Annotated in this window: 16 protein-coding genes; 6 read left to right on the forward strand and 10 right to left on the reverse strand. The window is 76.1% G+C overall.

Going from position 1 to position 18,340, the window contains the following annotated elements:
- Positions 1-106 precede the first annotated feature (106 nt).
- Both ACSUPR_RS17840 and ACSUPR_RS17845 read left to right on the forward strand, forming a co-directional pair.
- On the forward strand, positions 107-385 hold the full coding sequence (locus ACSUPR_RS17840; protein WP_436885744.1) for a DUF6412 domain-containing protein: 279 nt from the start codon (positions 107-109) through the stop codon (positions 383-385).
- 102 nt (positions 386-487) lie between these two features.
- Entirely contained in the window at positions 488-1,228 is a 741-nt protein-coding gene (locus ACSUPR_RS17845; protein ID WP_436885745.1) for a YidC/Oxa1 family membrane protein insertase, read from the forward strand.
- A 73-nt stretch (positions 1,229-1,301) separates the two neighbouring features.
- Here the strand turns inward: ACSUPR_RS17845 and ACSUPR_RS17850 are convergent, their stop codons facing one another.
- The 3 genes from ACSUPR_RS17850 to ACSUPR_RS17860 all read right to left on the reverse strand — a co-directional run bounded on the left by ACSUPR_RS17850 (position 1,302) and on the right by ACSUPR_RS17860 (position 3,170).
- Entirely contained in the window at positions 1,302-1,925 is a 624-nt protein-coding gene (locus ACSUPR_RS17850) for a superoxide dismutase family protein (RefSeq protein ID WP_436885746.1), read from the reverse strand.
- A gap of 78 nt (positions 1,926-2,003) precedes the next feature.
- Positions 2,004-2,471, reverse strand: a complete 468-nt coding sequence (locus ACSUPR_RS17855) for a DUF3291 domain-containing protein (RefSeq protein ID WP_436885747.1) — start codon at positions 2,469-2,471, stop codon at positions 2,004-2,006.
- A 33-nt stretch (positions 2,472-2,504) separates the two neighbouring features.
- Positions 2,505-3,170, reverse strand: coding sequence for a helix-turn-helix transcriptional regulator (locus ACSUPR_RS17860; protein WP_436885748.1), 666 nt, complete (start codon positions 3,168-3,170; stop codon positions 2,505-2,507).
- 94 nt (positions 3,171-3,264) lie between these two features.
- Between ACSUPR_RS17860 and ACSUPR_RS17865 the strand changes: the two genes are divergently transcribed.
- The 4 genes from ACSUPR_RS17865 to ACSUPR_RS17880 all read left to right on the forward strand — a co-directional run bounded on the left by ACSUPR_RS17865 (position 3,265) and on the right by ACSUPR_RS17880 (position 8,351).
- Positions 3,265-3,885, forward strand: a complete 621-nt coding sequence (locus ACSUPR_RS17865; protein ID WP_436885749.1) for a YigZ family protein — start codon at positions 3,265-3,267, stop codon at positions 3,883-3,885.
- Positions 3,886-3,995: 110 nt separating this feature from the next.
- The gene (locus tag ACSUPR_RS17870) at positions 3,996-5,471 is read left to right on the forward strand and encodes a hypothetical protein (RefSeq protein ID WP_436885750.1); all 1,476 of its coding nucleotides are present in this window, start codon (positions 3,996-3,998) and stop codon (positions 5,469-5,471) included.
- 163 nt (positions 5,472-5,634) lie between these two features.
- Positions 5,635-7,929, forward strand: coding sequence for a fibronectin type III domain-containing protein (locus ACSUPR_RS17875; protein WP_436885751.1), 2,295 nt, complete (start codon positions 5,635-5,637; stop codon positions 7,927-7,929).
- Complete coding sequence (locus ACSUPR_RS17880) at positions 7,929-8,351, forward strand: spore-associated protein (RefSeq protein ID WP_436885752.1); 423 nt, start codon at positions 7,929-7,931, stop codon at positions 8,349-8,351. Before ACSUPR_RS17875 ends, ACSUPR_RS17880 begins: the two co-directional genes overlap by 1 nt.
- A gap of 3 nt (positions 8,352-8,354) precedes the next feature.
- On the opposite strand, the gene ACSUPR_RS17885 is transcribed toward ACSUPR_RS17880, so the two are convergent.
- From ACSUPR_RS17885 to ACSUPR_RS17915, 7 genes are all read right to left on the reverse strand, one after another.
- Positions 8,355-10,625: a hypothetical protein gene (locus tag ACSUPR_RS17885; protein WP_436885753.1), complete on the reverse strand. Its 2,271-nt coding sequence runs from the start codon at positions 10,623-10,625 to the stop codon at positions 8,355-8,357.
- A 37-nt stretch (positions 10,626-10,662) separates the two neighbouring features.
- The gene (locus ACSUPR_RS17890) at positions 10,663-12,909 is read right to left on the reverse strand and encodes a DUF3488 and transglutaminase-like domain-containing protein (protein ID WP_436885754.1); all 2,247 of its coding nucleotides are present in this window, start codon (positions 12,907-12,909) and stop codon (positions 10,663-10,665) included.
- Positions 12,897-14,024, reverse strand: a complete 1,128-nt coding sequence (locus tag ACSUPR_RS17895; protein ID WP_436885755.1) for a DUF58 domain-containing protein — start codon at positions 14,022-14,024, stop codon at positions 12,897-12,899. The genes ACSUPR_RS17890 and ACSUPR_RS17895 overlap by 13 nt, the downstream gene beginning before the upstream one ends.
- Positions 14,024-14,995 (reverse strand): AAA family ATPase, encoded by a 972-nt coding sequence (locus ACSUPR_RS17900; protein ID WP_436892047.1) that lies wholly within the window; start codon positions 14,993-14,995, stop codon positions 14,024-14,026. Before ACSUPR_RS17900 ends, ACSUPR_RS17895 begins: the two co-directional genes overlap by 1 nt.
- A 120-nt stretch (positions 14,996-15,115) precedes the next feature.
- A complete protein-coding gene (locus ACSUPR_RS17905) occupies positions 15,116-15,538 on the reverse strand; it encodes a hypothetical protein (protein ID WP_436885756.1) in 423 nt (140 codons plus the stop codon).
- Between the two features lie 50 nt (positions 15,539-15,588).
- The gene (locus tag ACSUPR_RS17910; RefSeq protein WP_436885757.1) at positions 15,589-17,103 is read right to left on the reverse strand and encodes an NlpC/P60 family protein; all 1,515 of its coding nucleotides are present in this window, start codon (positions 17,101-17,103) and stop codon (positions 15,589-15,591) included.
- The gene (locus tag ACSUPR_RS17915) at positions 17,103-17,756 is read right to left on the reverse strand and encodes a hypothetical protein (RefSeq protein ID WP_436885758.1); all 654 of its coding nucleotides are present in this window, start codon (positions 17,754-17,756) and stop codon (positions 17,103-17,105) included. The genes ACSUPR_RS17910 and ACSUPR_RS17915 overlap by 1 nt, the downstream gene beginning before the upstream one ends.
- Between the last annotated feature and the right edge of the window lie 584 nt (positions 17,757-18,340).

The following is an 18,340-nucleotide window of genomic DNA, read 5'->3' on the forward strand; positions in this document are numbered from 1 at the left end:
GGATTTCTCCAGGCGGGGACCGGAATGTCGACGGACATGGGGGGTCCGGATAGGATTTGCCGGAATGCGGTCCGTGACACTCACGACATGAGGCGGGGAGGGCGACATGGCCAACGCGCTGCTGCTGTTCCTCGCCGAGCTCCTTCTCGTGGGACCGGGCCCCGACCTCCTGCCCTCCGCCCCCATGGCGCTGCTGTTCGTCGTGGTGGGCGCCGCCCTCGCCGGGTACCTGGCGTACGGCTTCTCCACGGTCCCCGTCTGCGACACCACGGCCGGGCGGGCGGGCGCGATGCGCCGCCGCTCGGAGCGGTCCCCGGTCCCGGCCCTGTGCGACCCCGACGCGGCGGGCCGACCGCGTCCCAGGGCGCCCGGCGCGGCCCGGTAGCGGCCGCCCGGCATCCGAGCCCGTCGTTCCCGAACGCCCCTTCGGCGTCCCGGGCGGCCCGACGTCCGTTCTTTTCCTCCTGGACGAAGGGTCCGTTCCACCGTGTACTCCGTGTGGCCGATCTCGGCCGTCATGTCCCTGCTCACCGCGGTCCTGACCGCGCTCACCGCGTTCTTCGCCCCCCTGGCGGGAGAACCGGCCGCGGCCCTGGCCGTGGTGGCCCTGACCGTCGCCGTCCGCCTGCTGCTCGTGCCCGTGGGGGTGGCGCAGGTGCGCGCCGAGAAGGCACGCCTGCGCATCGCGCCCCGGCTGGCCGAGATCACGGCCCGCTACCGCGAGGACCCGCAGAAGCTGGTCGCCGCCCAGCAGAAGGCGTACGCCGAGGCGGGCACCTCGCCGCTGGCGGGCTGCCTGCCCTCGCTCGCGCAGCTGCCCGTCGTCATCGCCCTGTACGGGGTGTTCATCGGCCAGGGCCCCGGCGGCGGCGCGCTGCTGGAGCACACGCTGGCCGGGGTGGCGCTGGGCGCCACCCCGACGGCGGCCCTGGCCGGCGACGGGTGGGCGGGTGCGCTCGTGTTCGGGCTGCTGCTCGTCCTGCTGGCGCTGGTGGCGTGGGCCTCGCGCCGCTACCTGCCGATGCCCGCCGTCACCCCCGAGGCCGAGCGCATGGCCCGCGGCCCGCTCTCCTACCTGCCGTTCACGACCGTGGCCATCGCGGTGTTCGTGCCGCTGGCCGCGGGCCTGTACCTGCTGGTCTCGGGGGCCTGGGCCCTCGGGGAGCGGCTGCTGCTGCGCCGGGTCCTCCCCGAGCCCGCCGAGCCCGCCCGGCCCGCCGGGCGGTGACCCCGGCGCGGGGGCTCCGGGAGGCCCGGGCGGGGGCGCCCGCCGGGGTTCCGGAGGCCCCGGGGGCGGGGCGTCAGAATGCGACGCTGACACAGGCGAGGCGGTCGCCCGCGGTGCCCGCCTCGCCGTGCTCGGTCGCGGTGTGCTTCTCGTGCAGGACCAGGGAGTTGGCCTCGCCCTCGCGGAACTCCCAGGGCATCGTGGCGCTGACCGTGGCGGCGCCGGACTCGTCGGTGGTGAAGTCCAGCCAGACCTCGTTCTCGGGGTTGGCGTAGGCCGGGTCGGTGGAGGGGTTCTCCGCGTCGGCGGCCGGGTCCGGGTCGTTCTGGTAGTGCGGGCCGGCGTCCTCGGGCGCGTCGCCGCAGGGCTGCGTGTGCACGTGGGCGCCGAAGTCGCGGTCGGCCTCCAGCCCGGTCCCGGTGAACTGCACGGACGTCGAGCCCTCCTGGACGCGCACCTGGACGTCGGAGGTGGCGCCCTCGGGCACGGCGGTCTCGTCGTAGGTGATGGCGGCCTGGCTCTCCCCCGGGGGCATGAAGATCCCGGCGGTGACGCTGGGGGAGGCGGTCGGCTGGACGCCGGCCGGGCTCTGCGGGGAGGCCGAGCCGTCCCCGCCCTCGCCCGCGTCCCCGGAGCACCCGGTGGCGAGCAACGCGGTCAGGGCCAGGGCGCCTACGGCGAGCGGTGGCGTGCGCATGACGGAACTCCCGGTGGTTTCTCGACGGTCGTCCGCAAGGTTACCCAAAGCGATTCACTCATCGCTGCGAGTGCGGAGTCAGGGTGTCGAAGGGGGAGGGAAGTGCGTCCTGAGAGTGAAGGCCTCGGGGGAGGGGCCGCGTTCGCGCAACAGGTCGAGACGCCTCCCGGCCTCCTCGACACTCGGGATCGTACCGCTCGGAATCCACCACAGGACCAGGTGCGGGGCCTCCGACCGGTCGAACCACCGCCGCCGTCCGCGCAGCAGCTCAAGGTGGTCGGTGCGGTAGGTGAAGTCCCACAGGGCCTGCACGTCCTCCCACACCGAGTAGTTGACCAGGTGGGAGTCACCGAAGGGGCGCAGGCCGGTGGCGTCCTCCTTGCCCTCCTCGACCAGCCGCCACACGAAGCCGGGCGCCTTCTCGGCCAGGAGGTTGACCGGCTCGATCTGTGACGTGAACCCCTCCATGGAGGGGTCGGAGAGGGGTGCCCGGAGACGGCCGACGTTGAACTGGGCCAGCTGGTGGCCGGGGCGGGGGTCGCTCATGCGGAGTATCGCACCACGGCCCCGGTCTCTATGTCAATATTTTTTGTTTTTAGAAATGACCACGCAGCACCGCCCCGCCGCCGGGTCCAGCCGGGCCCGGTCGCCGTCCTGCCCGCACTCCTCCAGCACCCCCCGCAGCAGCTCCAGGTTCAGGCCGCAGGCCAGCGGCGGGAACTCCCGGGCCAGGGCGTGGAACGGGCAGTTGCGCAGGCGCAGGCCGCCCCCGCCGGGCTCGGCGTCCCCGATCTCCTCCGGTTCGTAGCCGCGCTCGCGCAGCAGCCCCGGCAGGGAGCCGGCCGCCGACTCCCGGGCGATGCGCCGCCCCTCCTCGCGGGCGGCCGCGTGCAGCGCCTCCTCGGCGCCGTGCCGCTCCACCGCCTCCGCCAGCACGCGCGCCGCCAGCCCGTAGTCGCGCGGCGGCAGGTTCACCGACAGCTCCCGGTCGGCCCGCCGGTACAGCTTGGCCGGGCGCCCCGCCCCCGGCCCCTCCCGGCCGGTCAGCCGCCGCCGCGCGGTCTCCAGCAGCCCGGCCTCGGCCAGCCGGTCCAGGTGGTGCGCGGCCAGCGTCCGCTGGATGCCCAGCGCCTCCGCGGCCTCGGCGCGGCCCACCTCGCCGCCCGACTCCACCACGAACTCGTACAGCCTGCGCCGCAGCGGATCGGCCAGGGCCCCGGCGGCGTCGATCGAGGAGTCGTCCATGCCCCCATTGTCCGCGCCCGCGGCGGGTGCGGCGGGCGCGGAGCCGGATGGGAGACTGGACGGGCCCACACCAGACCCCGTCCGAACAGGCGACATGCGAACGATCAGACGCGACGGCGAGCACGAGCTGGAGATCAAGCGCTCCCGCTTCCTCTGCGCCCTGGCCCGGGTGGCCGACGAGGAGGCCGCCCGGGAGTTCATCGCCCGGCGGCGCAGGGAGCACTGGAGCGCCACCCACAACTGCACCGCGTACATCCTCGGCGAGGACGGCGGGATCCAGCGCTCCAGCGACGACGGCGAGCCCGCCGGGACCGCCGGCGTGCCCATGCTCGAAGTACTGCGCCACCGCGGGATGACCGACACCGCCGCCGTCGTCACCCGCTACTACGGGGGGGTCAAGCTGGGTGCGGGCGGCCTCATCCGCGCCTACGGCAGCGCCGTGTCCGCCGCCGTCGACGCGCTCGGGGTGCTGGAGCGCCGCCGCCTGCTCGTCGTGGACGTGTTCGCCGACTACGTGATCGGCGGGCGCCTGGAGAGCGACCTGCGCGACTCCCGCTTCCACGTCCGCGGCGTGGACTACGGGGGGCGGGTCAGGGTCGAGGTGGCCCTGCCCGAGGCCGAGCTGTCCGACTTCGAGCTCCTCATCGCCGAGCTCACCGGCGGGAGGGCCGGGCTGGAGGTGCGCGGCACCACCGTCGTCGACGTGGAGCCCTGATCCGGCTGCGGTTCACGGCGCCGTAACGACCGGTGGCCGTATGTATCGGGACGCCGACGCCCGGCTTAGGATTTGCCGTAAACGTCATCGTTCGTGGGGAGAAACGGTTCATGCGCAGCTCACGGGTGGCCCGGGCCCTCACCTGCGGCCTCGCGGCGCTGCTGGCCGCCGCGTGCAGCGGCGGCCCCGGGCCCGCCCCGGTCGGGCCCGAGGCCGAACCCGCGCCGGTCTCCACCGAGTTCGAGGGCCAGGCCCCGCCCGGGATCGAGGGCGAGGTGCTGCGGGTCCTGCACGGTGACGACGCCGACGTCCACACCATCTTCGCCGACCCGCTGGGCGTACGGATCAGCCCCGTCGGCGACTCCTTCCTGGTCAGCTCCGGGGGAGAGGACCGCCACCTGCTCCAGGACGCCGCCACCGGCGCGGACCTGTGGGAGGGCGAGGCGCGCTTCCGCGGTTTCGACACCGACCTGGGCGGTGCGCCGGTACTGCTGATGTCCGGTCCCGAGGGGGACCCCTTCGTCCTGGACCCCGCGGGCGGCACCCTGTGGGAGCCCGCCGAGGCCGGCGACCTCTACCTGGACGGGGTCGGGGTGCGCCGGCCCGGGGAGTGGTCCGCGGAGGAGCCGTACGGGGAGTACACCGTGCTGGCCGCCGACGGCGGGGAGCTGTGGTCGTACGAGTTCGCCGCCCCGCCGCCGGAGCCGTCCGGGGAGCCCTCCGAGGAGGAGGACGGGGAGGCTCCGGAGGAGGCCCGGGAGGACGGGGAGGGGCCCCGGGGGCTCGGCGTCCCGGTCACCGCCTGGGACGGGGCCGTTCTGCTCGCCTCCGGCGACGGAGCCCTGCACGCCCGCTCCCTCGACCCCGAGGGGCCCGGCGAGGAGCTGTGGACCCTGGACGGTGCCACCGACGGGGACCTGGGCCTGGCCGGCCTCGCCCCGCTGCCCACACCGCACGTGCTCGGCCTGTTCCCGCTCCCAGCCCCGGAGGAGGAGGCGACCGCGGACGAGGACACCCGGGAGCCCGGCGACGGCGACGGGGACACCGGGGAGGACGTCCTGCTGGTGCGCTGGAGCAGTGCCGAGTCCCCCTCCGTGCTCTCCGCCCACGACCCCGGCGACGGCGGCCTGCTGTGGACCCTGGAGGAGCCCGGCCCCAACCCCGTGGGCGGCGCCTACGACCCGGCCGGGCCCGCCGGCGGCCTCTACGACGCGGTCACCGGCACCTTCCTGCTGCCCCAGGCCAGCGGGGCGGCCACCGCCGTCGCCATCGACCTGGTCGCCGGGGAGCCGCTGTGGGGGCTGGAGGAGGAGGGCGGCTCGTTCTCCCCGGCGTTCGCCCACGGCGGGTTCATATACGGCACCGACCGGGGCGGGGAGTCCGACTCCCAGGTGGTGCTGGACGCCCGCGACATGGACGTGGTCGCCGACGACCTGTCCGCCCACGTCGAGGCGGTCACCGAGGGCGGCCACGCCATCCTCGTCCAGGGCCGCCAGCGCTTCGTCTACGGCCCGCCCCCGCAGGACGGACCGGGGGAGGGGGCCTCCGAGAGCCCCTCCGCGCCCCCCTCCGACGAGGCGAGCTGAGTACGATTCGTCAATGAAAATCCGCATTGACGGGTTTCCTGGGGGCTGGTAGACAATTCCCTGTCCTCTGCTCGGCCCGTGCCCCGCGCCGACCCCCGCACCTCCGGCGCCGTTCGGTGCCCGCCGCCCGCACGCGCCACCCCGTCAGAGGGAGAGCAGCACCGTGGCCCCCTCCACCGAATCCCCCGCGGTCCCGGATCGCCCCTCCCGCGCGGCCTCCGCCGGCCGCCTGCTCGGCTCCCTCCGGAACCGGGCCCGCGCCCACGCCTCGGGACTGACGGTCGTCGTCCTCACCGCCGCACTGCTCAGCACCGTCCTCGGCACCGGCGCCCTCGGACGCGCCGACGAGATGTCCGACGGCGCCGTGTGGCTGTGGACCAGCCCCCTGGGCGAGGCCGCCCGGATCAACGGCAACAGCGGTGAGGTCGACCTGGTCGCGGGGCTGCCCGAGTCCGCGGGCACCGACATCCGCGTCGTCCAGAACGACGACTTCCTCCTCCTCTACGACCCCGTCACCGGCAAGGTCACCTCGGTGGACCTGCGCCGGATGGGCTTCTCCGGGGTGCTCGAACTCGGCGCGGGCGACTTCGACCTCGTTCTCGGCGAGGACGGGGCCGCGGTGATCGACCGCGCCTCCGGCGAGGTCAAGGCGGTCGACCCCGCCACCCTCCAGCCCACCGGGGAGACGCTCCGGATCCCGGCCCCGCTGGTCGGCGGCGCCTTCGACGACGAGGGCACGCTCTGGCTGGGTGTGCCCACCCAGGGCACCGTCGTGGGCGTGGAGATCTCCGGGGAGGACGCGGTCGTCGAGCGGACGGCCGCCGCCGCCGAACCCGGTGCCGACCTCGCCCTCACGGTCCTGGACGAGGGGGCGTTCGCGGTCGACCGGACCGGCGACCGCCTCGTCACCGTGGCGGCGGACGGCGACACCCGGGCCGTCGAATCCCCGCTGCCGCTGGAGGACGCCGATCTGCCCGCCCGTACCCGGGGCGGCCTGGTCGCCGTCACCCTCCCCGGGGCCGGCGAGGTCCTCACGGTGGCCGACCCGCACGGCGCGGCCCGCACCGCGCACTTCTCGGTCGGCGAGGGCGCCGGGACCGCCGTCGCCTACGGGGGCCGGGTCTACGTGCCCTTCGCGGACGAGGGCATGGTGAGGGTCTTCGAAGCCGGGGGCGGCGAGCTCACCCCGGTCACCCTGCCCGACGCGGAGGGGCCCCTGGAGATGGAGGTCCGGGAGGGGCGCCTGTTCATCAACTCGCCCCGCACCGGGGTCGCCGCGGTGGTCGACCCCGACGGCCGGGCCACCATCGTCGACAAGTCCGACCCGCCGCCCGGCCTCGGGGGCCAGGAGGAGGGCGCGCCCGCACCCGGGGCACCCGAGCCCGGCGACAGCGGCGAGCCCGACCCGCAGCCGGGCACGGACCCGGGCCCCGGCCCGGGTGCCGCCGACCCCGGCGACAGCGGACCCGCGGACGTTCCGGACGCCCCGGGACCCGGAGACCTGCCCGGTGAGGGCCGGGGCGGCCGGGGCGAGGGCGACGGCGCCGGCGAGGGGGCCGACCCCGGCGAGCCGCTCCCGCCCGTTCCCACCCCCGATCCCGGCGGCGACGAGCCGGAGGGCGCACCGCCGGGTGCCCCCACACCGGTGTCCGCCACCGCGGGCGACGGCTCCGCCTCCCTGAGCTGGCCGGAGGCCTACTCCCCGGACGCCCCGGTGGACGAGTACCAGATCACCTGGAACAACGGTGAGCTGACCGTCGGCGGCGACGAGCTGTCGGCCGAGATCACCGGTCTGGACAACGGCACCGCCTACCGGTTCCGGGTCCGGGCCGTCAACGCCCACGGCATCGGTCCGGCGGCGCAGAGCATGGAGGTCACCCCCGGCGAACGGGCGCCGGGCGCCCCCGCCTCCGTGACGGCCCAGGCCAACGGGAGCGAGAACGCCACCGTCTCCTGGTCGGCGGTGGACGGGGCCCACGACTACCTCCTGACCATCGACGCGGCCTCGGGCACCGACCCCAGCGACCGCACCGCCACCGGGACGTCCGCGGACGTCTCCGGGCTGACCCCGGGCGAGACCTACACCTTCACCGTCACCGCGCGGACCGAGGGCGGGGTGAGCGGCGGGCCGACGAGCAGTCGGCCGCTCACCATGCCCGAACCCGTGCTGGGCGCCCCGGCGAGCGTCGGCCACAGCGTGTCCGGCGCCAACGTGACCATCACCTGGACCCGGGTGGAGGGCGCGGCGCAGTACCGGATCACGCCGAGCGGCGACGGCGGGCTCGGGGCGGTGACCGTGACCGGCAACGCCGCCGGAGGGGGCTCGCTCTCCCACACCATGGGGCGCGGGGGGTCCGGGCGCTGCTACGGGTTCACCGTGGTCGCGCTGGCCGCGGACGGCACTGCCGCGCAGTCCTCCACCAGCAGTCCCTCCAGATGCGAAAGGGAGTTCCGGTGATGCGTCGCAAGATCCGGGCCTCGTGGGCCGGTGTCCTGGCGACCGCCGTCGCGGTGGCGCTGCTGTCCCCGACCTCGGCTGTGCAGGCCGCCGACCCCGTCGCCATCTGCAACTCGCAGAGCGCGTCGGGGGCGCAGAGGTACACGCAGAACGCCAGCGGGTGGCCCAAGCCCATCCCGGGTGGCGGCCAGATGTACCTCTTCTACGAGAGGAATCTGGGCCAGAACTGCGCCGTGACCATCGGCAGCGGCGCCGTCGACATCGGCCTGCGCCGATCGGACGGCGCGGGCGGGGCGCAGTGGAGCACCGGCACCGGGGCCACGGGTCCGGTGTACGTCCAGGCGCCGGGTGCGTGCGTCGACGTCACCGGCGCCTCCAACGGGCGTTCCGCGACGGTCTTCCGGACCAACTGCGGGAGCTGAGCCTCAGCCCGCGCCCCGGTCGGTGCAGACCTCCTCGGAGTGGGCGATCGTGTCCCCTCCCAGGAGGGCGATCACGATGAAGCAGTACTCCGTCCCCGGGTCGAGGCCCTCCACCCGGACCTCGGACGTGCCCGCCGGCGCGTCGGCGAGCGAGGCCGGGGTGTCGCCCACCGGTCCGCCCACGACGTGGTGGGGGGCCGACCCGGCGCCCTCCGCCGCGGTCCAGGTCAGGACCACCGCGTCCCCGGAGTCCTCCAGGGCGACCCCTCCGGGAGCGGCCTCCGGGGCGACGGCGGCGGTCGGGACGTCCGACACCTCCGGCAGGCCGCCCTCCGGCGCGGGCGGCTCCTCGCGGGACATGAGCCCCACCGCGCCCAGCACGGACGCCACCGGGCCGGGGTTGAGGAACGTGGCCACGCCCAGGACGGTGACGAGGACCGCCGCCGCCACCACGGCGGTCCGGACGGCGCCCCAGCGCGGCGCGGACCCGTCCTCCCGGTCGTGCGGGCCGCCCGGCGTCCGCCGGTCCACCGGACCGTGCCAGGCGTCGCCGGTGGTGTCGTCCGGTTCCGGTCGGGTGCGCGGTGCCGTGTTCGCCTTCGGGGAAGGGGGCGCCGCGCCGGCGATGCCGTGCCACGGGTCCCCGGGGCCACCGCCGTCCCGCCGCGGCGCGGAGGGCGGCGGTGCCGCCCTCCCGGGGATGGCGTGCGCGCTCGGGGCGGCGCGGTCGGCGATGCCGTGCCAGGGGTCGGTGGGGGCGGACCCGCCCGGGACCGTGAGCGGTGCCCGGGCCGTGGCGGGCGGTTCCGCCGTGCCGGGACCCGCCGGTGTCCCGGCGGTCTCCGCCGACGCGGCTCCGGCGGCCTGCGGGAGGTCAGGGGTCGCTGGGGCCGGCGGCCGGGGGGCTCCGACGGCTTCCGCGTGGGCGCCCTCCGCCGGCGCGGTGGGCGGCGTCGCGGGCGCCGGGCGCGTCGGTGTCCGGGGCTGCGGAGCCGGAAGGCCGTCCTGCGCCTCGGCCGACGCGGTTCCGGTGCCCTGTGCTCGCCCCGCGGCTCCCGGGACCGGCGGCCGGGAGGCGGTGGGGTGAGCCGCGGGTTCCCGGCTCGCCGGCCGCGGGGCCGGCGGCTCGCCGGGCGCCTCCTCGTCCACCGCCGGCGGGGTGGGCGCCGTGCCCTCCGATGCCTCCCCCACGGCGTCCGCCGCCGATGCCTCCCCCACGGAGTCCGCCGCCGGTGCGTCCGGCGGCGGGGCCGGGGAGCCCGCGGGTGTCCGCGCCGGCGCACGCGTCTCCGGCGTGGACCCGGTGTCCCACGGGTGCCCTGCGGATTCCGGGAGCGGCGGTCCGGGCGTGACGGCCGGGCCCGCGGGCGCCGGGGGCGCCGCTGCGTCCACCGACGTCTCCGCCTCCGCCTCCGGGCCCGGCACGGGAGCGGCGGGCCACGCGCGCCCCGCGGGCGCCGTGCCCGCCGACGCCCGCTCCGCCGGGGTCCCGGCCTGCGCCGACGCCAGGTCGGCGGCGAACGCGGCCGCGTCGGGGTGGCGCAGGGCGGGGTCCTTCTCCAGGGCCCGCGACAGCACCGCCCGCCACGCCCCGGGCAGGTCCTCCCGGGGCGGCGGGAGCACGGATCCCAGCACCCGCTCCCGGAGTGCGAACAGGTCCCCGGGGCCGTCGCCGAACGGCGCGCGCCCCGCCAGCAGCGCCCACAGCGCGGCGGCCAGGCGGTACACGTCCGAGGCGGGGGCCGCCGCCCCGCCCCCGACCACCTCGGGCGGGGTGTAGGGCAGCGTCGCGACGTCCGGTGCCGGACCGGGGTCCCCCAGCGGCCGCACCCGGTCCAGGCCGGCGAGCGCGACCTCCCCGCCGCCCGACAACAGGTGCGCGGGCTCCACACCGTGGTGTGCCAGCCCCGCCGCGTGGAGCACCCCCAGCGCCCCGGCCGCGACCGCCCCGACCCGGGCCACCTCCGGCAGCGGGAGCGGGTGGCGCCGGTCCAGGAGACCGGCGTAGTCGCCCTCCGCGTACAGGGGCATGGCGGCGAAGGGCCGACCCGACCGGGTGCTCCCCCGGGCGAGCACGGGCACCAGGCCGGGGACGCCGTCCGGCACCTCCGGCCGTGCCGGGCCGCCGCCGACCGCGCGCACCACCTTCAGCACGACCGGGTCGCCGCCGCCGTCCGGGACGGCCCGGTAGACGGTGGCGTTCGCGCTCCGTCGCAGCACCTCCAGGGAGTGGAACCCCTCGACCAGGCTCGCGCCGGACCTCGACCCGTTCATCCCCCGCCCCTCCTCGCATTCCGTGCCACGGCTGTGCTCACCCGGCCCGCCAGAACAGCGGCCGGGGGTCGAACCACCACAGCGCCCGCCGCGTCCGGGAGCGGGTCCGGCGCAGGCCGGACGAGCACCGCCGCACCGTACCGGCGGCCTGCACCGCCGCCTCCCGGCTCACCCGGGCGTTCTCGGCGAACCCGATCCAGTTCACCGCCCGGCCCAGCCGAAGCAGTTCGTCCCGGCTCCCGGACCGCTCCGCCCCGGGCAGCAGGTCCCCGGCCGCGGAGAGGGTCTCGCCCACCGTCCCGCCCGCCGGGAGCGGCACCCCGCACTGGCGCAGGGCGTCCCGCAGCTCCCACCAGGCGCCCAGCACCCGGCGCTCGGGCGGGCCGGCCCGCAGCCGCCGCCACCGCCGCAGCAGCCGCGCCGCGGGGACCGCCAGCGCGATCGACAGCAGGGCCCCGCCCGCGAACAGCGCCGGCCGGGTCCAGGAGTCCTCCCGCTCCGGCGGGCGCTCCTGCGACCCCTCGGCCCCGCCGCCCAGCGCCCCCTGGTGCTCGGCCTCCTCGCCGTCCTCGTCCCCGGCCGTGCCGGCGGAGGTCTCCTCCGGGGCGTTGCGCCCCTCCTCCCCGGGGGTCACCGAGAAGGGCACCCAGCCGAAGCCCTCGAAGTACACCTCGCCCCACGCCACGGCGTCGCCGGTGCGCACCGTGCGGGTGCCGTCCCCCGCCTCGTCCCCGGGGCCGAAGCCGACGACGACCCGGCTCGGCAGCCCCGCGGCCCGGGCCAGCACGGCGAAGGCGCTGGCGAACTGCTCCGACGTGCCCCCGCCGCCCCGGCCCCCGGGCGGGGCCAGGACCTGCGCGATGTGGGCGTACCCGTGGCCGCCCGGGCTCTCCGCGGAGAAGTGGTGGGACTCCCGCAGGTACTCGGCGATGAGCCTGGCCCGCTCGTAGGGCGGCCCCTGCCCGGCGACCGCCGCGACCACGTCGTTCAGGACCGGCGGGGCCCCCGCGGGCAGTTCCCGGTACCGGTCGAACTCCTCGTCCGCCGGGACGTGCGCGGTGGCCAGCTCCGCCGGGCGCCAGTCCCCCACGTCGCCGGCGACCGAGTACTCCGCGCCCGCGACGGGCCCCTCCCTGAGCACCACGACCCCCGACCGGGCGTCGTGGCCCACGGCGGGCAGGCCCACCGTGCGCGGGGCCCCGACGACCGGGACCCATCCGCCGGGCAGGCCCTCGCCGACGGCCACCTCCGCGCCCACCCGGACGGCGTGCGGCGGCGCGGGCTCCGGCGCGGGGAGCACCTCGCCCGCGGCCCGGTAGCCCCCCTCCGGCAGCCACGTCGTCCCGGTGAAGTCCGCCAGGGCCACCCAGCGCAGCTCGACGGGCTCCTCGGAGCGGACCGTGAGCAGCGTCCCGTCCGGCGCGGCCGCCCATTCGGAGAGGTGGCCGAGCGGGTTGAGCGCCGCCTCGGGAGCCATCGGCGGGGTGAGGGCCTCGCGCGGGTCGTGCGGCCGGGTCTCCCAGCCCGCGAGCAGCACCGGCCCGCCGAACACCGTGACGGCGGCCGCCAGCACGGTCACGAGCCCGGTCGTCACGACCCGGCCCGCGCGCCCGCCCGTCGCCGTTCCGGGGCCGCCGTCCTCGACCTCCAGGTCGGCGGGCGCCGCCCCGGCCGGGGGGCGCCCGTCGGAGGCGGCCGACATCAGCAGGACCGAGGCGACCGCCACCAGCCCGATCGAGGGGAACCCCGGCGGCGCCACCGGGCCGTTGAGCACCACCGCGCCCACCAGCCACAGCAGGCCCGGAAGGATCGCCAGCACCGGTCGCCGCCCGTGCCAGAGCAGCACCGAGCCGACCCCGGCCAGCCAGGTCGCCAGCAGCGGCGCGGTGAGCGTGTCCACGCTGAGCGGTGTGGGTGCGGCGCTCGTCAGGATGCGGGCGCCGGAGTGCAGCAGCGCCTCCACCGTCGAGTCGACCACCCCCGTCCCCTGGCCGGGGAGCACGGCCGCGCAGACCACCACGGCCGCCAGCGGCAGCGGAAGCCCGACCGGGACCACCAGGGACGGGCGCAGCCGCGCCCGCGCCGCCAGCGTCACCGCCACGGCGAGCAGCGCGCACAGCGGCAGAACCACCTGCACCGGCACCGGTGTCGCGTAGCCGGGGGCGAGCGCGACGCCTCCGGCGGAGGCGGCCAGGGTCAGGCCCCCGCCGGCGAGGAGCCGCCGCGTCGCCGGGCGGCCCCCGCCGGCGGGGGCACCCGCGCGTTCGCGTGTCAGCGTGACCATGGCGCCCCGTTCCAGTGCTCCGCGAAACCCCGGGCGTCCCCGGCGGTGAGCAGGGTCACCGCCGGCGGGGCGACCGGCCGCTCCCGCGCACCGACGACGATCGCGACCAGGGAGGAGTAGTGGTGCTCCAGCCGTGCGAACGACCGCAGGTCGGCGGTGTCCAGCGCGCCCGAGACCAGGATCGCGGTGTCCCCGGCGGGCCGGGACCGGGCCAGCCGCAGCGCCCCGGTCAGGTCGGCGTCCGGTGTCGGGACCGCCTCGGCCAACAGGTCGAGCAGGGGCGGCAGCCCGCCCGCGGAGTCCCGCCCCCGGCCGCTCACCAGCCACAGCTCGCAGTGCATCGACGCGCCCACACCGGTCCCCGCCAGGGACGCGGCCACACTCGCCACCTCGTCGAGCCGGTCCTCGCCGCCCGGGGTGGGGCGGTCGTCGACGAGGACGTGCAGGCGGGGCTGGGAGACGTCGACGTACTCCCGCACCACGAGCCGGTCCAGCCGGGCCGAACTGCGCCAGTGGACGTGCCGCAGGTCGTCGCCGAAGACGTAGTCGCGCAGGGTGTGGAAGGTCAGCGCCCCGGAGGGCGCGCCGTCGGCCTCCCCGTCGGGGTCGGCCCGCCGGCCGACCGGCACCGAGCCGAGCGGCTCCCACCGGGGGTGGACCCAGACCAGGTCGGTGTCCCCGTGGTCGCGGTGCGCGGCGGCCAGCCCCAGCGGGTCGGAGCGGCCCGCGCGCAGCGGGCCCAGCCGGACGAGCCCGCGCCGGCCGGGCCGGAACCGGTAGTGGACCTCGGCGGTGGCCCGGCCCGCCAGCCGCCGCGGCCGGACGGGCTGCTCGCCCCGGTGGCCGCTCACGCGGTCGGCCGCGCGGACGGCGCGCCGCCCGGTGTTGCGCAGGGAGAGCCGCACGTCCACGGCTGTACCGGGGGACGTGCGGACCGCGGAGGGGGAGCGCTCCACGGCCACGGCCGCGGGCCGCCCCACCGCGACCACGGCCAGGACGACCGCCGCCACGGCCACGCCCCCGAGCAGGGCCAGCTCCTGGTACTCGGACAGGACACCGAGCACCAGCAGCAGGACCCCGGTCGCGGCGACGACCAGGCCCCGTGCGGTCGGCATCAGCCGGCCGCCGGGCTCGCCGGGCGGCCCGGCGGCGGCGCGGGGGTGTCCCGGAGGATCTCCTCCAGCACGTCGGCCCCGCCCCGTCCGCCGATGGACGCCTCGGGGGAGGGGACCAGCCGGTGCGCCCAGACCGCCCGGGCCAGGTACTTGACGTCCTCGGGCTCCACGTAGGGGCGCCCGGAGACGAGCGCGAACATCCGCGCCGTCCGCGCCATCGCCACCGTGGAGCGGGTCGACAGGCCCACGCTCAGCTCCGCCCGGCCGCGGGTGGCGTGGGCGATGCGCAGGATGTACTCGTAGACGGAGTCGTGGACGAACACCCGGCGCGCGTCCTCGCGGAGCCGGCGCGTGTCCTCCTCGTCCAGGACCGGCTTCAGGTCCTCGGGGGAGGTGAGGGCGTCCCCGCGCATGATGGCGATCTCCGCGGCCGCGTCGGCGTAGCCCAGGGAGAGGCGCATGAGGAACCGGTCCAGCTGGGCCTCGGGCAGCCGGTAGGTGCCCGACATCTCCACGGGGTTCTGGGTGGCCACGACCAGGAACGGGGAGGGCACCGCGTACCGCACTCCGTCCACCGTGACGGCCTGCTCCTCCATGACCTCCAGCAGGGCCGACTGCGTCTTGGGCGAGGCCCGGTTGATCTCGTCGGCGATGACGACGTTGGCGAACACCGGGCCCGGCCGGAACTCGAACTCCCGGGTGGCCTGGTTGAAGATCGTGACCCCGGTGACGTCGGAGGGCAGCAGGTCCGGGGTGAACTGGACGCGCCGCCAGTCACCGCCCGCGACGGCCGCGACGGCGCGGGCCAGCGTGGTCTTGCCGGTGCCGGGCACGTCCTCCAGGAGGACGTGCCCCTGGCACAGCATGGCGACCAGGGCCAGGCGCACGACCTCGGACTTGCCCAGCAGGGCGGTCTCGACGGAGGCGGCGATGCCGTCGAACCGGTCGGCGCGGATGACCGCGTCGTCCATGGTCAACGGGAGGACGGGGGCCGAGGCGGCGTACGTGTTCACAGTGCGGTTTCCGAGGGCTGGTGGGGAAGGGGAGGCGGGGTCGGCCCCGGCGCGGGTGCGGGCGCGCCGGGGCCGGGGTCAAGCGTGCAGCGGTTTGGCGCCCCTGCCCCTGCCCCGCAGTGCCGGTCCGGACATGCCGTACGACTGCCCCGACGCCGCGCCCTCGAAGGCGCCCGCCAGCATGCCGAGCAGGCCGGTGGCGCCGCTGAGCGCGGCACCGGCCGCGCCCAGCACACCGGCCCCGGCGCTCGCGGCCAGGCCCGCCAGGGCGGGCACGGCGGCGGCACCGAGCTTGAGGGCGCCCAGGCCGAAGCCGAGCACGCCGCTGCCGATGCCCTTGGCCAGGCCCTTCCAGCCGCCCCGGGCGGCGAGCCAGGTCGCGCCGCGGGAACCCAGGAAGGACACGGCCCGGCTTCCGCCCGCCATGACGACCCGCTGGCCGACCCAGCGGAGGGCGGTGCCGCCCGCCGCCCAGGCGAGCGGTGCGAGAAAAGCGACCATGGTTGATCATCCCTTTCCGTGGAGCCCGGTGTTCCGGTGGGGTGCTGCTGTCAGGCGTCGAAGGTGTCGGGGCTTCCGGCGGAGGTCGGGTTGATCCGCAGGGCGCCGACGAAGTTGCCCAGGCGGCCGGAGAGGGGCACCTCCTCGACGAAGCGGCCTGTTCCGGGCGCGTGGATCATCATCCCCCCGCCGGCGTACATGCCGACGTGGGACGGGCTCCGCTGGGAGGAGATGGTGTGGAAGAAGAGCAGGTCGCCGGGTTGCAGCCGGTCCTCCAACCGCTCCATCGCGGCCGCTCCGGTGGCGCCCCCCAGCAGGGCGGACGCCTGCATCCGCTCGGTCGTCGCACCCGTGTACACATGGCCGGGGTCGTCCGGTAGCCACTGCGGCCAGGTGGTCCTCGGGATGGTCACCCCCGCCGCCCGCCAGGCCGCCTGTACCAGGCTGGAGCAGTCGTACGCGCCGGGCCCGGTCGCACCCAGCACGTAGGGGGTGCCGATCTTGCTCCGTGCGAACTCCACGGCGGCCCGGTGCGCGGGACCCGCGCTGCCCAGGAACGCGGACTGCGACACGCCCGCCTGCTCCTCGCAGTCCCGGGCCGAGGCCGAGGAGGCCGCGGAGGCGTTGACGATGTTCAGCGAGGGCGAGGTCGGGGCGATACCGGAGTTCTGGTAGTACCGGGCCACCGCCATCACCTGGTCGACGTACCACTTGGCGGGGTTGTGCTTGAAGACCGTGCACTCCATGGGACTCAGGTCGCTCCGCCCGCAGACCGCACCCGATCCGCGGTCCTCGGCCTGGCGTGCGTAGTAGGCGATCCGGAAGGCCCCCGAGGTGATGTTGTCCCACGGGTCCCAGACGTTGACGATCCCGTCGTCGTTGCCGTCGATGCCGAAGTACCGGGGGTTCGCCGGCATCTCACCGACCTCGTAGTGCCAGCGGCGGTCCGCGACCGGTTCCTTGGGCTTGCCGCCCCACGCGTTGCCGGCGCTGCCGAGCCGCCCGCCGACCTGTCCGGTGACCGGGTCCTGGACCCCGAACTGGACGATCCCGGCGGCTCCGTAGGGATTGCGCTGCCCTTCGATGAGGCCGGAGTGCCAGGTGGGGTCGCGGGAGATGTACTGGCCGTTGTGCGTCTCGATCGCGCCGATCGCGGCCATCAGCTCCCAGGGGAGGCCGTAGGCGTCGGCGGCCGCGCGGTGGATGCGCAGGATGTTCTCGGGGACGGCGACCGTGACGCCCAGGGTCCCTCCGCCCCTCTTGTACGTGCTGATCTCGATCGTGTCGCCCGAGGACGGTGACACGGCGGAGGCCTGGACCACGCCGCCCGTGGAGCCCGCTCCGTCGAAGCCGCTCGCCGAGACACCTCCGACGGGGCCGCACATGGTCGCGGCGTAGGCGATGCCCCCCATGACGGCGAGTGCGGTGACGCCCCCGCCCACCCGTGCGGCGCCGCCCTGCGGGAGGGAGGCCGATCCCCGGTCCCCGTCGCGCCCTGCGCCGGGCAGCAGGAGGCTGCGGGCCCGCGTCCACAGGCGCCCGGCGATCCCCCGGATGTCCGCCATCAGAGTGCCTCCCCCTCGTTGCCGACCTCGGCGCCCTGGAAGGCGTAGACCTTCCAGCCGCCCTCTCCGGGGACCACGGTGACCGCGTACGCCACGGGGTCGTTGCCGCCGTCGTCGCCGGTCTCGCTCAGGAAGCGTGCGTCCACCTCGAAGATCACCGAGTCCGGGCCGATGTGGCGGATCGCGGTCACCGTCGCCGACACCCGCAGTTCCGGGGGGGTCCCGCGCACGGCGGCGCTGTGGGGGGCGCCCAGGACGAGGTCCTCCACGGTGCCGAAGAAGTCCTCGGCGATCAGGGGGGAGAGCCGGGCGAGGCGTTCCTCGTCGGTCTCCTCGGGCCGCACCTCGCTGTAGGCGGTGACGAAGTCCCGGGCGGTCTCGGCGCCCGCCGTGAGCTCGTCCTCGGAGTGGGGCATGAGCGCCAGGACGTCGCCCACGGGCTCCCCCGAGCCCTGTGCCGCCGGGGCCTGCGGAGCGGTCCCGGGGTCGGGCCCCTCCGCTTCGGAACCGCCCATGAGCTGCCGGAACAGCAGGACGAGGGCGATGACCAGGGCCGCGAGGATCCCGATCACGATCACCTTCTCGCGTGAACCGCTGGTGAAGTCGCTCATGCCGGACCCGCCGTTCCGCTCCTGGATATCCGGTACATCCATACAGACGGCCTCCCGGTACGGCAATGGATTTCGGCGTCCGGATGCGGTGACCCAGTGTGAACATGAGTAACTTTTGCATAAACCCTTGAGTGTTCCATTGTTCGCGGGCAAGAGGTCCCGAATGCGACACCCGTCAAAGGGCGGGGGACGACCAAGTGCGATCACGCTTCGAAGTCGAACTATTCCTCTTGGTGGCCGAGGGGCGGGCCTTCTTTTTCGCATTGTCCGCGAGGTGTCGGCGGGCATCATTGCGCAGAGTGACAAATGTGACACTGGTCACTTGAGGCGTTTTATGCCCTTGCGGTATATATGGCCTGCTGTTCGACCCCCGCCCCGGCCCAGCGGCATCACCGTCCGTTACCCCCGTCCGAGAACTCCGGTTTTCGGACGTCGTGAATCGCGAAGTTCCGAGTGACGGGACGTTCTCCGACTCCGTCGGGTTCCGCCCCTCCTCCGACACGGACCGAGCGATCCGGGGAGAGCACCTGAGGAGGCGACCATCGACGCCGATGACGTTCGCGGCGCCTCCACTGCGTCCTCCGTCGGAGGCCCCGGTGAGGCGGCCGTCCTGGGCTGCCACGGGG

The sequence above is a fragment of the Nocardiopsis dassonvillei genome (assembly GCF_964273065.1).
In the GTDB taxonomy this organism is placed as follows: Bacteria; Actinomycetota; Actinomycetes; order Streptosporangiales; family Streptosporangiaceae; genus Nocardiopsis; species Nocardiopsis dassonvillei_B.